Origin of the sequence: Pseudacidovorax sp. RU35E (genome assembly GCF_900156165.1) — a bacterium.
Lineage (GTDB): Bacteria > Pseudomonadota > Gammaproteobacteria > Burkholderiales > Burkholderiaceae_C > Xenophilus.
Map to the genome: position 1 here is coordinate 219,020 of NZ_FTMY01000001.1, position 13,731 is coordinate 232,750.

11 protein-coding genes are annotated in these 13,731 nt (G+C 69.9%); 4 read left to right on the plus strand and 7 right to left on the minus strand.

The window, feature by feature from the left end; translation table 11 throughout:
- Positions 1-45: 45 nt before the first annotated feature.
- The 4 genes from polA to BXA03_RS00855 all read left to right on the plus strand — a co-directional run bounded on the left by polA (position 46) and on the right by BXA03_RS00855 (position 6,306).
- A complete protein-coding gene (gene polA, locus BXA03_RS00840) occupies positions 46-2,835 on the plus strand; it encodes a DNA polymerase I (protein ID WP_076503301.1) in 2,790 nt (929 codons plus the stop codon).
- Positions 2,836-2,896: 61 nt separating this feature from the next.
- On the plus strand, positions 2,897-4,201 hold the full coding sequence (locus tag BXA03_RS00845) for a M20/M25/M40 family metallo-hydrolase (protein WP_076503302.1): 1,305 nt from the start codon (positions 2,897-2,899) through the stop codon (positions 4,199-4,201).
- A 166-nt stretch (positions 4,202-4,367) separates the two neighbouring features.
- Positions 4,368-5,264, plus strand: a complete 897-nt coding sequence (locus tag BXA03_RS00850; RefSeq protein WP_076503303.1) for a dienelactone hydrolase family protein — start codon at positions 4,368-4,370, stop codon at positions 5,262-5,264.
- 115 nt (positions 5,265-5,379) lie between these two features.
- Positions 5,380-6,306 carry a ZIP family metal transporter gene (locus BXA03_RS00855; protein WP_076503304.1) on the plus strand — a complete coding sequence of 309 codons (927 nt, stop codon included), beginning with the start codon at positions 5,380-5,382 and terminating at the stop codon, positions 6,304-6,306.
- A gap of 45 nt (positions 6,307-6,351) precedes the next feature.
- Here BXA03_RS00855 and BXA03_RS00860 read toward each other — a convergent pair whose 3' ends face one another.
- The 7 genes from BXA03_RS00860 to BXA03_RS00890 all read right to left on the minus strand — a co-directional run bounded on the left by BXA03_RS00860 (position 6,352) and on the right by BXA03_RS00890 (position 13,706).
- Complete coding sequence (locus tag BXA03_RS00860; protein ID WP_076503305.1) at positions 6,352-8,418, minus strand: DUF3300 domain-containing protein; 2,067 nt, start codon at positions 8,416-8,418, stop codon at positions 6,352-6,354.
- A gap of 207 nt (positions 8,419-8,625) precedes the next feature.
- Positions 8,626-9,231 (minus strand): DUF3299 domain-containing protein, encoded by a 606-nt coding sequence (locus BXA03_RS00865; RefSeq protein ID WP_076503306.1) that lies wholly within the window; start codon positions 9,229-9,231, stop codon positions 8,626-8,628.
- 4 nt (positions 9,232-9,235) lie between these two features.
- Positions 9,236-10,495, minus strand: a complete 1,260-nt coding sequence (locus BXA03_RS00870) for an ABC transporter permease (RefSeq protein WP_076503307.1) — start codon at positions 10,493-10,495, stop codon at positions 9,236-9,238.
- Entirely contained in the window at positions 10,492-11,190 is a 699-nt protein-coding gene (locus BXA03_RS27095; protein WP_234983553.1) for an ABC transporter ATP-binding protein, read from the minus strand. Before BXA03_RS27095 ends, BXA03_RS00870 begins: the two co-directional genes overlap by 4 nt.
- Positions 11,187-11,798 carry a DUF2796 domain-containing protein gene (locus BXA03_RS27100; protein ID WP_234983554.1) on the minus strand — a complete coding sequence of 204 codons (612 nt, stop codon included), beginning with the start codon at positions 11,796-11,798 and terminating at the stop codon, positions 11,187-11,189. The genes BXA03_RS27095 and BXA03_RS27100 overlap by 4 nt, the downstream gene beginning before the upstream one ends.
- Before the next feature lie 5 nt (positions 11,799-11,803).
- Positions 11,804-12,712, minus strand: coding sequence for a sulfurtransferase (locus BXA03_RS00885; protein ID WP_076503308.1), 909 nt, complete (start codon positions 12,710-12,712; stop codon positions 11,804-11,806).
- A gap of 70 nt (positions 12,713-12,782) precedes the next feature.
- Entirely contained in the window at positions 12,783-13,706 is a 924-nt protein-coding gene (locus BXA03_RS00890) for a DMT family transporter (protein WP_076503309.1), read from the minus strand.
- Positions 13,707-13,731: the final 25 nt, after the last annotated feature.

The window sequence follows — 13,731 nt, forward strand, 5'->3', positions numbered from 1 at the left end:
TCGGCGGCGCACATCCGCGTTCCGGCGGCAGGGGAGAATGGCTGGATGACCGAGAAGAAAACGCTGCTGCTGGTCGATGGCTCCAGCTACCTGTACCGCGCCTTCCATGCCATGCCCGACCTGCGCGCGGTGCCTGGCGACCCCAACAGCCCCGCCACCGGCGCCATCCGGGGCATGATCAACATGATGCAGGCCCTGCGGCGCGAGGTACGCGCCGACTACGCGGCCTGCGTGTTCGACGCGCCGGGCAAGACCTTCCGCGACGACTGGTACCCGGAGTACAAGGCCCACCGCGCGCCCATGCCCGACGACCTGCGCACGCAGATCCCGCCGATCCACCAGGTGGTGCGGCTCCTGGGCTGGCCGGTGCTGTGCGTGCCCGACGTGGAGGCCGACGACGTGATCGGCACGCTGGCGCGCACGGCCGCGGGCCAGGGCATCGAGGTGATCGTGAGCAGCGGCGACAAGGACCTGTCGCAACTGGTCGACGAGCATGTCACCATCATCGACACCATGAGCGGCAAGCGCCGCGACGTCGCCGGCGTCACCACCGAATTCGGCGTGCCGCCTTCGCTGATGGTGGACTACCAGACGCTGGTGGGCGACTCGGTGGACAACGTGCCGGGCGTGGACAAGGTGGGCCCCAAGACGGCCGCCAAGTGGCTCACGCAGTACGGTTCGCTCGACGAACTGATCGCCCACGCGGCCGAGATCAAGGGCCAGGCCGGCGAGAACCTGCGCCGCGCGCTCGACTGGCTGCCGCAGGGCCGGCGCCTGGTCACCATCCGCACCGACTGCGACTTGGCCGGCCATGTGGAGGGCCTGCCGGATTTGGAAGGCATCGCAATCCAGCCGCTGCAGACCGATGCGCTGAAGGACTTCTACGAGCAGTATGGTTTCAAGAGCCTGGCCAAGAGCCTGGAGGCCCACGCCGCCGCGCCCGAGCTGCTGGGCCATGGCGGCGCGCAGACGGGCGAGGGCGGCACCGGCCTGCTCGAGGGCACCCTGGCCGCGGCGGCCGAACGGGCGAGCAACCTGGTCTACGACACGGTGCTCGACTGGTCGGCCTTCGACGCCTGGATGGCCAAGCTGCAGGCGGCAGAGCTGGTCGCCATCGACACCGAGACCAGCTCGCTCGACGAGATGAAGGCCGAGATCGTCGGCATCAGCTTCAGCGTGACGCCCGGCGAGGCCGCCTACGTGCCACTGGCGCACGACTACCCCGACGCGCCCGAGCAGCTGCCGCGCGACGAGGTGCTGGCGCGCATGAAACCCTGGCTGGAGGACTCCAGCCGCCACAAGCTGGGCCAGCACATCAAGTACGACCGCCACGTCTTCGCCAACCACGGCATCGAGGTGCAGGGTTATGTGCACGACACCATGCTGCAGAGCTACGTGCTCGAAGTGCACAAGCCCCATGGCCTGGCCAGCCTGGCCGAGCGCCACACCGGCCGCAGCGGCATCGACTACGAAGACCTCTGCGGCAAGGGCGCGCACCAGATCCCCTTCAGCCAGGTGGCCATCGACAAGGCGGCCGAGTATTCGTGCGAGGACAGCGATCAGACGCTGGACGTGCACCGCGTGCTGTGGCCGCAGCTTGAGGCCGACGAGCGGCTGAAGTTCGTCTATGAGCTGGAGATCGCCAGCAGCGAGACGCTCTACCGCATCGAGCGCAACGGCGTGCTGATCGATGCCGGCGCGCTGGCATCGCAGAGCCACGAACTCGGCCAGCGCATCGTCGCGCTGGAACAGCAGGCCTACGAGATTGCTGGCCAGCCCTTCAACCTGGGCAGCCCCAAGCAGATCGGCGACATCTTCTTCAACAAGCTGGGCCTGCCGGTGATCAAGAAGACGCCCAGCGGCGCGCCCAGCACCGACGAAGAGGTGCTGGAGAAGCTGGCCGAGGACTATCCGCTGCCGGCCAAGATCCTGGAGCACCGCGGCCTGTCCAAGCTCAAGGGCACCTACGCCGACAAGCTGGCGCAGATGGCGCTGCCGCGCACGGGTCGCGTCCATACGCACTACGCGCAGGCGGTGGCGGTGACCGGCCGGCTGTCGAGCAACGACCCCAACCTGCAGAACATTCCGGTGCGCACGGCGGAAGGCCGGCGCATCCGCGAGGCCTTCGTCGCGCCCGAGGGCCGGGTGATCGCCAGCGCCGACTACTCGCAGATCGAGCTGCGCATCATGGCCCACATCAGCGGCGACGAGGCGCTGCTGCGCGCCTTCAACGAAGGCATCGACGTGCACCGTGCGACCGCCGCCGAGGTCTTCGGCAGCACGCCCGACAAAGTCAGCAGCGAGCAGCGCCGCTATGCCAAGGTGATCAACTTCGGGCTGATCTACGGCATGAGCAGCTTCGGCCTGGCGCGCAACCTGGGCATCGACAACACGGCTGCCAAGAGTTACATCGACCGCTACTTCGCCCGCTACCCAGGCGTGAAGAACTACATGGACGAAACCCGTGCCAGCGCCAAGGAGCGCGGCTACGTCGAGACCGTGTTCGGTCGGCGCCTGTACCTGCCCGAGATCCGCTCGCCCAACGGCCCGCGCCGCGGCGCGGCCGAGCGCGCCGCCATCAATGCGCCCATGCAGGGCACCGCGGCCGACCTCATCAAGCTGAGCATGAATGCGGTGCAGCAGGCGCTGGACGCCCAGGGCCTGGGCACGAAGATGGTCATGCAGGTGCACGATGAACTGGTGTTCGAGGTGCCCGAGGCCGAGGTCGAGTGGGTGCGCGCGGAAGTGCCGCGCATCATGGCCGGCGTTGCCGACCTCAAGGTACCGCTGCTCGCCGAGATCGGCTTCGGCCCGAACTGGGAGAAGGCGCACTGATCCCCGTAGCGCCCGTGCCAACATCACACGCCGAGCGCGCATTGACAACGAACACGAACCCATGACACTGAAACTCAACGCCTTCCGCCCTCTCGTTCTCGCCTTGGCATTGGCCGGCGTCGCCGTGCCCGCCTTCGCCCAGCGCGATGCCCGCATCGAGGCCCTTGCCCAGCAGCAGAAGCAGCCGCTGCTCGATACGCTTTCGCAGCTGGTTGCCATCGAATCCGGCAGCCGCGACCTCGACGGCCTGGACCGCATCGCGGCACTGGTGGCCGGACGCCTGCGGGCGTTGGGCGGGCAGGTGTCGGTGATAGAGCCGGGCAGCGCCGAATCGCCCGAGGTCTACCGCATGGGCGACACGCCCGAGCACATCGGCAAGATGGTGCGCGCCACCTTCGAGGGCACCGGCAAGGCGCGCATCATGCTCATCGCGCACATGGACACGGTCTACACCATCGGCATGGGCGCGCGGCAGCCCTTCCGCATCGACGGGGACAAGGCCTACGGCCTGGGCATTGCCGACGACAAGCAGGGGATCGCGGTGATCCTGCACACGCTGGCCCTCCTCAAGGAGATGGGCTTCAAGGACTATGGCCGCATCACCGTGCTGATCAATGGCGACGAAGAGATCAGCTCGCCCGGCTCGCGCGCGCTCATCAGCAAGCTGGGCGCCGAGCACGACGTGGTGCTGTCGCATGAGGGCGCCTATGCCAACGACGACAAGCTGTCGCTGGCCACGGCCGGCATCGGCGCCGTCACGCTCAAGGTCCAGGGCAAGGCCTCGCATGCGGGCTCGGCGCCGGAGCGCGGGGTCAACGCCTTCTATGAGATGGCCCATCAGGTGCTGCAGATGCGGGACCTGTCCGATCCCGCCACCGGCCTCAAGATGAACTGGACGGTGGGGCAGGCCGGCAACAACCGCAACGTGATCCCCGCCGCGGCCCAGGCCATGGCCGATGTGCGCGTAAACAGGGTGGCCGACTACGACCGGCTGGAGCGCGCCATCCAGGAGCGGGTGAAGAAGCAGCTGATTCCCGAGGCCAAGGTCGAGGCGGTGTTCGAGCGTCGCCGTCCGCCGCTGGAGGCCAATGCCGCCGCGCTGGCGCTGGCCCGGCATGCGCAGGGGATCTACGGCGAACTCGGCCGCACGCTCGGTGCCGACGACAAGGTGGCGGGCGGCGGTACCGATGCGGCCTTCGCCGGCCTGTCGGGCAAGGCGGCCGTGGTCGAGCGTTTCGGCCTGCAGGGCTACGGCGCGCATTCCGCCGATGCCGAATACGTGCTGATCGACTCCATCGCGCCGCGGCTGTACCTGACGACGCGGCTGATCATGGACGTGTCGGCAGGCAAGGTGCCGGCGCGCTGACCAGGCCGGGACTGGCGCGTCCACTGATCCAGCGGGCGCTCGTTGCCGTAACGCCGGAATGGGCGCGCGGTTGTGCGCGCCCGGCCCTGCACGGTGCAGGGCTTTGCGTGCGCGGCGGCGCTCGCTCCCTAGACTCCGACACCCCAACAGCCAAGGAAGACCCCGCATGCTGAAAGACGACCTCCAGCGCGACTTCGATTCCCTGCGGCCCGGCCGCGCCGAGGGCGAGGGCGCCAGCCGCCGCACCGCACTGAAGGCGGCGCTCGGCGTGGGCTATGCCGCCGCCACGCTGCCCATTGCCGCACAGACGGCCATCCGCACGCCGGCCGACGGCCTGCGTGCCGGACCGATCAAGTTCAACGTGGCCGGTTTCGACGTGCCGGCCTATGCCGCGGCACCGGAAGGCCGCACGGGCCTGCCGGTGGTACTGGTGGTGCAGGAGATCTTCGGCGTGCACGAATACATCGCCGACACCTGCCGCCGCTTCGCCAAGCTCGGCTACCTGGCCATCGCGCCCGAGTTGTATGCGCGCCAGGGCGACCCGCGCGGCTACACCGACATCCCCAAGCTGATGGCCGAGGTCGTGTCCAAGGTGCCGGACGCGCAGGTCATGGCCGACCTGGACGGCGCGCTGGCCTGGGCCGGCGCCAACGGGGGCGACACCAGCCGGGCCGGCATCACCGGCTTCTGCTGGGGTGGCCGGATCACCTGGCTCTATGCGGCCACCGGCCGGGTCAAGGCCGGCGTCGCCTGGTACGGGCGTCTGGTGGGGCAGGCCTCGCCGCTCACGCCGAAGCACCCTGTGGAGATTGCGGCCGAACTCAAGGCGCCCGTGCTGGGCCTGTATGGCGGCAAGGACCAGGGCATCCCGCTCGACACGGTCGAGCAGATGAAGACCGCGCTCGCCGCCGGCTCGGCCGCCGCCAAGGCCTCGCAGTTCGTCGTCTACCCGGAGGCAGGCCATGCCTTCCATGCCGACTACCGGCCCAGCTACCTGCAGAGCGCCGCAGAGGACGGCTGGAAGCGTGCCACGGCCTGGTTCAAGGCCAACGGAGTCGCCTGAGCGCCCTGCCGGGTGCCGGGCCGCCGACAATGGCGCCCGCCCGCTGTGCTGACTCCTGCACGGGCCGCCTTCGGGCGGCCTTTTTTCGTCACGTTCTCCCGTCGCCTGTCCACCGATGAAGCTGCTCCAGATCCTGCTCGCCACCCTCGTCACCGGCATCGGCAGCGTCTGGATCGCCGGCATGCTGCTGCGCCTGGGCGTGCGCGGACGCCCGCAGGACGCAGGCCATGGCCCGCAGCATCTGCTGAGCCTGGCCGCAGGCGCGTTGCTGGCGACGGCATTCATGCACCTGCTGCCGGAGGCCTTCGAAAGCGGGCTGGAACCCTCCGTGCTGTTTGCGGTGCTGCTGGGTGGCCTGGTGCTCTTCTTTCTGCTCGACAAGGCCGAGCTGTGGCACCACGGGCATGAGCATCACCACGGGCCTGCCCACGCCCACCCTTCGGACGGCTCGGCCCATGGGCACGAGCATGGGGCACATGCCCACGCGCCACCGGGCGTCGACGCCCATCGGCCCCACCTCCATGCGCCGCGCACCGGAGGCTGGGCGGTGCTGGCGGGCGACAGCGTGCATTGCTTCGGCGATGGCGTGCTCCTCGCCTCCGCCTTCATGGCCGACACGCGCCTGGGCCTGCTGGCGGCGCTGTCGGTGCTTGCCCACGAGGTGCCCCACCATGTCGGTGACCTGGTGGTGCTGCGGCAGACCTCGTCGGATGCGCGGGCTGCGCTGGTGAAGGTCTCCCTCGCCGGCACGGTCACCGCACTGGGTGGCTTCGTCGGCTGGTGGCTGGTGGCGCAACTGCACGGCTGGTTGCCGTACTTGCTGGTCCTGGCATCGAGCAGCTTCGCCTACGTGGCGCTGGCCGACCTCATCCCGCAACTGCAGCGCCGGCTTGCCGCCCGACAGACCGTGCTGCAGGTGCTGTGGCTGCTCGCTGGCATCGTGCTGGTGACGGGTGTCAGCCGCCTGGCGCACGGGGACGAGCATCGGCACGGCGAAGATTCCGGGGCGCGCGCCACGTCTTCCACGCCGCATCGTCATTGAGACGGGCAGACGGCGCCCTTTCGCGCCGCTGCGCTCTTCGCCGAATCAGGAAGGCTGCTCGCCAGGACGCGGCGGACGACCCGGTCCGTGGGGGCCTTCGCGCCGGTCACCCGGTCCCGGCTGCGCTTCCCGCGCACGCTGTTGCGCCTGTTGCTGCTGTTGGCGCATTTGCTCCTGCATGCGCTGTTGCACCTCGCGCTGCTGCTGTGCTGCCCGCTCCTGCATCTGTTGCTGCTGCTGCTGCCGCATCTGCTCCTGCGCCGCCTGCTGTTGGCGCCGGCCCTGCTCCTGGGCCTGCTGCTGTTGCTGGCGGACCTGCTCCTGCGCCTGTTGTTGACGGCGTGCCTGTTCCTGCGCCTGCTGCTGCTGGCGGGATTGCTCCTGCAACTGCTCCTGCTGGCGTCGCGCCTGCTCGCGGGCCTGCTGCTGCATCTGCTGTTGCTGCTGCCGCACCTGGTCCTGCATCTGACGTTGCTGTTCACGCGCCAGGTTCTGCTGTCGATCGCGCTCGGCCTGCACTTGCGCCTGCGCCTGCCGGTTGTCCTGCTGCGCGCGGGCCTGCTGCCGCTGCTGTTCCTCCGCGGCCTGCTGCTGGCGCCGCGCCTGGTCCTGCTGCTGCCGCTGCTGCATGTCCTGCTGGCGGCGCGCCATTTCGGCCTGCTGACGCTGGGCCTGCTGCTGCTGGCGCTGCTGGTCCTGCTGGGCTTGCTGCATCTGCCGCATGCGTTCCTGCTGTTCGCGGCCCTGCGCCTGGGCGGCCAATTGGGCTTGCTGCTGCGATTGCATCTCGCGCTGATGGTCGGCCAACTGGCGTTGCTGCTGCTGCGCCTGCTGGCGCTGCATGTCGGCCATGCGGCGCTGCTCATCGGCCTGGCGCTGGGCCATGTCGCGCATCTGCTGGTCGCGCTGCATCTGCTGCTGCATCTGCTGCAGCTGCATCTGGCGCTGCTGATCCTGAGATTGACGTGCCGCCTGTTCCGCCAGCTCGCGCTGCTGTCGTTGCTGTTCCTGCTGGACGGCCACGAGGCGCGGGTCCGGGCCACCCCAGGCGCGTGGGCCGGGCCCGAAGCCTGGGCCTGGCTGCGGCATGTAGATGTTGTTGTTGTAGACCACGGCCGGGCGCTGCCAACTGGGCGGCGGACGGTCACGGTCCCAGCCGCCGGGCGGCGGGGCAGGGGGCCGGCCGCCCCAGCGCAGGTCCCAGTTGCGCCAGCCCCAGTCGTGACGCTGCAGCGCCGAACTCACGATGACGCCCGCGCCAAATGCCAGCGCACCGACGACCACCGGTTGGACCGGTACCGGTTCGGCCACCTGCAGCGGGGGCGTGTAGCTGTAGCCGGCGTAGTAGGGCACGGGTGCGCCGTAGACGACCTGCGGGTCGTACCTCGGCACGTAGACCACGTCCGGCTGGGCCGGCTCGATGGTAATGTAAGTCGGTGGCGGCTCGACCACGACCGGCGTGGACTGAACGACGACCCCGGGCTGCGCCGCGACAGGCTGCGCGGGTGGCGCGCTGCCCTGCACCACTTTCAGCTGCGCGCTACTCTTGAGTTCGCCGGCACTGCGCGCGCGCTGGCGCATGACCTGGATGGCATTCATCACATCCGTGGGGTCGTTGTAGTAGGCCTGACCCAGGGCCGTCATCCAGCCGACGTTGCCGGCCAGCTGATCGAGCACGCGCCGGAAGGCGGTCAGGCCCTTCACGCTGGGATCCCACGGCTGTTGGTTGGCGGCGTCGGCCAGCGGGCCGGCGCGCAACTGCTGGTTCTGCGCCAGCCATTGATGTGCCGCGGTCACTTGGTCCGGAAAAGTGGAGGCCGCCAGGACCTGTGCCACCAGCTTGTCGGGATACAGCGCGATCGGCGCCACCAGCCGGTAGAGCTCGTTGGCGGCGGGCGGCGTGTAGGCAGCTGGCACGGGGGCAGGCGCAGGCATCGCAGGCGCGGCCTGGGGCGCGGGCGCCGCAGCGGAAGGATCGGAAACCGCCGGCGGCGCTGCCTGATTGCAGGCGCCCAGGGCGAGCGCCAGCGTCAGGGCCACCCACAAGGGGCGAGGGGCGGCTGCAAGGCGCGGCGATTGCAGCGCATCGGCAGTGGAAGGCAGAGCGGGCATGGTCGGGAGTCCCCATCGGTCGAAGGTGCAAGAAGCACCTTCGTTCCTGGTCAACGGCATGGCACCGACTGCGGTGCACCCGGAAGGCCCCGCCTGTGTGACCAGTGGTGTCGATGAGTGTCTTGCGCAGACACCGCCACGCTGCCAGTGCCGCCCGCGTGTGCCTGTAGGCCGGTACGGTCCGATCCCTGCGGGAAGCTGACCGGTCTACTTGCCGTTCTCGGTGTACTTGGTGACGGCTTCGGCCGTCATGCTGTAGCCGCTCGCGCCCATCATCGAATCGTTGCGTTCGGTGCGCAGTGGGCCGCTGACCCACACGGCGTCCATGGCGCGGAACTTGACCGGCGTACGTGGCCGCACGTGCAGGATCTGGTTGGCCGGCGGCGGCGGCGTATGGATGCAGGCCCCGAAGTAGGGCACCAGCAGGAACTCGCTCACCAGGCCCTTGCTCTCCTCCAGCGGCACCACGAAGCCCGGCAGCCGCACCTGCGTGCCGTTGAGCGCCGCATTGGTCGGCGCGTTGTTGAGCACGTCCTGCATCTTCGTCAGCAGCTCGGCGGCACGCGGGTCGTTGTCCTCCAGCTTGCCGAGGTCGATGTCCTTGAAGTCCTTGGACGGATCCCAGCCGGGCGGCACCAGTTCCATCCAGGTGATCTGCTTGGGGCCGGCCGCAGGCTTGGCCGGGGCGCTGCTCTTGCCGCCCAGCGGGTTGGTGGCCGTGGTGGCCTCGGGTGCGGGGCCGGCGGCCTGGGCAGCGGCCATCACGAAGGCGGCCGCGAGGCCGGCGAGCAGTGAGCGCGAAGAAGCGGTCATGTGATCAGATCCTTGGAGAGAGCCCGTCGGCCAGCGACAGGCGATAGGCCCGCCAGCCCGGCAGCAGACTGGCCAACCAGCCGGCGGCCAGCAGGGCGCCGAGCAAGGTCCATTCGTTCAGTGTAGGAGCCGAGATCGTCAGGGCGAGGCCGTAGGTCGATTGCAGCCACGGTCCCAGCAGGGCCAGCGCAACGGCGGCGGATAGGGCGCCAAGCAGCACGCCCAACGCCGTGACCAGCGCCCCTTCGAGCGCCAGCAGCGCCAGCACATGGCGTGCGCCCGCACCGACGGCGCGCAGCACGGCCAGCTCGCGTCGGCGCTCGTTCAGGCCGGCCAGTACCACCGACACCAAGCCAGCCAGGCTGACGATGCCCACCAGGCCCGACAGCACCAGCAGTGCCTTCTCGCCGACGCCGACCACCTGCCAGAGTTCGTCCAGCGCCACCCCGGGCAGTATGGCCATCAGCGGCTCCTCGGTATAGCCGGCCACCCAGCGCTGCACGGCGAACACGGCGGCACGGCTCTTGAGGCCCACCAGCGCGGCCGTCACGTTCTTGGGGCTGAGGTCGAACTTGCGCACCTGCTCGGCCGGAATCTTGATGCCCGGCATGGGCACGCCGGCCACCCAGTCGAGGTGGATGGCCTGCATCGCCTCCAGGCCGATGTGCACCGTCCGGTCCACCGGCGTGCCCGTGCGCGCCAGGATGCCCACCACGGTGAAGGGCTTGTCGGCATGTTCGGGCGAGAGCTCGCCGCTGCCGTGCGACAGCGTGATCTTCTGACCCAGGCGATAGCCCAGCTGCTCGGCCACGTCGGCGCCCAGCACCGCGTCGAAGAGCTGCTCAAAGGGCTTGCCCTCGCGCATGACCAGCGGCTGGCGGTCGCCGTAATGGAAGCGGCTGAAGTACTCGGGCGTGGTGGCCAGCACCGGAAAGCCGTGGTGCGAATCGCCCAGCGAGATCGGCACCACCCAGGCCACGCCGCGGTGGGCCTGCAGGTCCTGCACGCTCTTCCAGCCCATGTTGTTGGTGGCGGCCCCGATGCGGAACACAGAATACAGCAGCAGCTGCGTGCTGCCGGTGCGGGCGCCGACGATCAGATCGGTGCCCGAGACGGCCGACGAGAAGTTGTCGCGCAGCTCGGTGCGGATGCGCTCCACGCCCAGCAGCAGCAGCGTCGACAGCGCGATGGAGAACACCGTGAGCGCCAGCGTGAAACGCCGGTTCCAGGCGCTGCGGGCGGCGATGGCGAGCAGCGTGTTCATACGGCGCTGGCGGCCGCAGCGGCCTTGTTGAGCGAGGGCAGGTGCAACTGGCGCGCAAAGCGCTGCGCGATGCGCGGGTCGTGGCTCACCAGCACCAGCGCGCTGCCCGCTTCCTGGCAGGCGGCCATCAGCGTGTCGAGGAAGGCCTCGCGGCGCTCCTCGTCCAGCGCGGAGGTCGGTTCGTCGGCGATCACCAGCTCGGGCCGGCCGACCAGCGCCCGCGCCGCGGCCACGCGCTGCTGCTGACCCACCGACAGCTGCATGGCGCTGCGGTTCCAGAGCGTGGCGTCCAGGCCCATGCGTGCCAGCAGGGCCTCGGCCTGCGCGCGCGACCCCTCGGCCCGGCGGCGCGGCGAGAAGCGCAGCGGCAGCAGCACGTTGTCCATCACGCTCAGATAAGGCAGCAGGTTGAACTGCTGGAAGATGTAGCCCACGTGGTCGACGCGCCGGCGGTCGCGGGCGCTGCCGCCCAGGCGCGACCAGTCCTGGCCCAGCAATCGCACCTCGCCGGCATCGGCCAGCAGCACGCCGGCCAGCAGCGACAGCAACGTGCTCTTGCCGCAGCCGCTCGGGCCGTACAGGAAGACGGGTTCGTCGGCCGCCACGGCGAGGCGGTCGATGTCGATGCAGGGCGCGGCCGCGCCAGGCCAGCCGAAGCGCAGGCCCCGGGCTTCGAGGACGGGGGCGGTGCTCACTTGTCCCAGGTTAGCCGCGTGGCGGGGCGGCGCAGCACCCGCTTGAACTGGCCCTGCGGCGCGACGATCTCGGACTCGATCTGCCGCAGATTCTTGAACGCATCGAAGAGCTGCACGTCGATGTAGCGGGCGCGCGAGGCATCGACGCAGTTGAAGGCAAAGCTGGCGTCCAGGTCGGCATGGTCGACGTCCTCCGCCGGCTTCGCAGCGGGTCTGGCATCGCCTGCCTTGGCGCCGGCTGCGGGCTTGGCCTCGGCCGGCTTGTCGCCGCTGAGCACCGGCGAATCGAGCTGCACCGGGCCCAGCTTGCAGCCGGCCGCCGGATCGATCACGAAGAGCTGGTCGGCGGCGCGAAGACGTTGGGTCATGCGGGCGACCGCCTCGCGTTCGGCTTCCGTGCGCGGCGCGCGCTCGAAGCCCAGCAGGCTGTCCAGCGGGGCCTCCATCTCGATGGTGACAGCGGTGCCTTCGATGGCGACATCCAATTCGAGCTTGCCATGCACATGCGCATGCTGGGCGCGTGGGGCGGGCTTCTGCTGCGCCAGGGCCGGCGCAGCGGCGGTCGCAAGGCTCAGTGCGAGAAGGACAGGGAGGCGTCGAAGGGTCATGCAGGTCAGGGGTTGAGGCCTTGCCGGGTGGGCAAGCCGGGGGTGTTGCTCCATTCGCTCCAGCTGCCGGCGTACAGGGCGGGCTCGGGCAGGCCGGCGATGCGGGCGGCCAGCACATTGGGCACGGCACTGACGCCGCTGCCGCAGTGATGGATCGCGCCGGTGCCGGCACGCTCGCCCAGCAGCGCCTCGAACTCGGCGCGCAACTGTTCGGCAGGCTTGAAGCGGCCGTCCGGTCCGATGTTGTCCACGAAGGGCCGGTTCAGCGCGCCGGGGATGTGACCCGCGATGGGGTCCAGCGGTTCCACCTCGCCGCGGTAACGTGGGGCGGCGCGGGCGTCGACGATGGGTGCGGCGCCGCTGTCCATGGCGGCGCGGACGGCGGCGGTGTCGACCAGCTTCGCGCGCGGCTCGCCCAGCACGAAGTTGCTCTGGAAGTGCGCCGGCTCCTCGCCGCTGCCGACCGGCAGGCCGGCGGCCTGCCAGCCCTGAAGGCCGCCGTCGAGCACCGCGGTCGCGGCATGGCCAGCCCACTGCAGCATCCACCACAGACGGCCGCAGTAGTTGGCGCCGTTGCGGTCGTAGACCACAGCCTGCATGTCGTTGGCGAAGCCGATGCTGCCGAGCCAGGCCGCAAAGCGTTCGCGGCTGGGCAGGGGGTGCCGGCCGCCGGAGGCCGGCCGGTCTGCCTCGTGCGCGACCATCACGCGACCGTCAGGGCCGGGCGCACCGTGGCGGGCGCTGAGGTGCTGGTCCAGGTCGGCGTGCAGCGCGCCGGGGATGTGGGTCTGCAGCCAGGCTTCGCGGCCGGCATGCGGCTTCATCAGGTCGAAGCTGCAGTCGAAGATCATGAGGCGCGCATGGCTGTCCTGCAGCGCGCGCAGCTGGTCGATGGAAATGAGGGTGTCGTACATCGGCAAGGCTCCGAAGGCGAAGCTGCCATTGTGGGCCCGGAGCCTGCCGGCCGCCTGAGCGTCGGCGCGTTCAGTGTTCCTCGGCGGGTGCCTTGGGCACCGCGCGCTGGCGCAGCACGGTGGCCGCGACGCCGCTGCCGATGATCAGCGCGATGCCGCCCCAGCCTGCCGCGTCGATGCGGTCGCCGAAGAGCAGCACGCTGTAGATGGCCGCAAACACGATGCCGGAGTACTGCAGGTTGGCCACCACCAGCGTGGCCGCCTGCGTCTTCGCACTGGCATAGGCGCGGGTGAGGCACAGTTGCCCCAGGGCGGCGAGCACGCCCACCGGCAGCAGCCAGATGGCATGCGACCACGACCAGGCCGACCAGCCGGTGAACAGCGTCCACAGCAGCCCGGCCACGGTGGAGCCGACGGCGAAGTAGAAGACCGTGCGCGTCTCCGGCTCACCGATGCGCGACAGCGCGATCACCTGCATGTAGGCAAAGGCGGCGGACATGCCCGACAGCAGCCCGATCAGACCTGCAAATGCGTCGGAGCCATGCACCGAAGGCTTGAGCAGCAGCACCACCCCCGCAAAGCCGGCCAGCACGGTGAGCCCGAGCGGCCCCTGCATGGGCGGCAGCGGCACGCGTCCGCCACGCCCAGGCACCGGTGCCCAGGCCAGCAACGCGCCGCCCACCAGGAAGGCCGCAACCCAGATGCTGCTCATGTAGTTGAGCGTCATGGCTGTGGCCAGCGGCAGATTGGCGATCGCGTACCACCAGGCGCCCAGCGAGGCCGTGCCGATCACGCTGCGCCAGGCATGCATGCCCGGGTAGCGCGTGGCCAGCGACACCTTCTGCCGATGCGCCAGCACGGCGATGAACACCATGCCGATCACCCCGCGCCAGAACACCAGTTCGCCGCTGGTGAACCAGGCCGAGGCGATCTTCACGCACACCCCCATGGTCGCGAAGAACAGGGCCGAAGCGACCATCCACAGGCTTTGCATGCGCGGCTCGGATCTCCTGCTCTAG

Bases quoted from the DNA above. Each gene is read 5' to 3' on its own strand.
- polA (WP_076503301.1), top strand. From the start codon at position 46: ATGACCGAGAAGAAAACGCTGCTGCTGGTCGATGGCTCCAGCTACCTG.
- BXA03_RS00845 (WP_076503302.1), top strand. From the start codon at position 2,897: ATGACACTGAAACTCAACGCCTTCCGCCCTCTCGTTCTCGCCTTGGCA.
- BXA03_RS00850 (WP_076503303.1), top strand. From the start codon at position 4,368: ATGCTGAAAGACGACCTCCAGCGCGACTTCGATTCCCTGCGGCCCGGC.
- BXA03_RS00855 (WP_076503304.1), top strand. From the start codon at position 5,380: ATGAAGCTGCTCCAGATCCTGCTCGCCACCCTCGTCACCGGCATCGGC.
- BXA03_RS00860 (WP_076503305.1), bottom strand. From the start codon at position 8,418: ATGCCCGCTCTGCCTTCCACTGCCGATGCGCTGCAATCGCCGCGCCTT.
- BXA03_RS00865 (WP_076503306.1), bottom strand. From the start codon at position 9,231: ATGACCGCTTCTTCGCGCTCACTGCTCGCCGGCCTCGCGGCCGCCTTC.
- BXA03_RS00870 (WP_076503307.1), bottom strand. From the start codon at position 10,495: ATGAACACGCTGCTCGCCATCGCCGCCCGCAGCGCCTGGAACCGGCGT.
- BXA03_RS27100 (WP_234983554.1), bottom strand. From the start codon at position 11,798: ATGACCCTTCGACGCCTCCCTGTCCTTCTCGCACTGAGCCTTGCGACC.
- BXA03_RS00885 (WP_076503308.1), bottom strand. From the start codon at position 12,712: ATGTACGACACCCTCATTTCCATCGACCAGCTGCGCGCGCTGCAGGAC.
- BXA03_RS00890 (WP_076503309.1), bottom strand. From the start codon at position 13,706: ATGCAAAGCCTGTGGATGGTCGCTTCGGCCCTGTTCTTCGCGACCATG.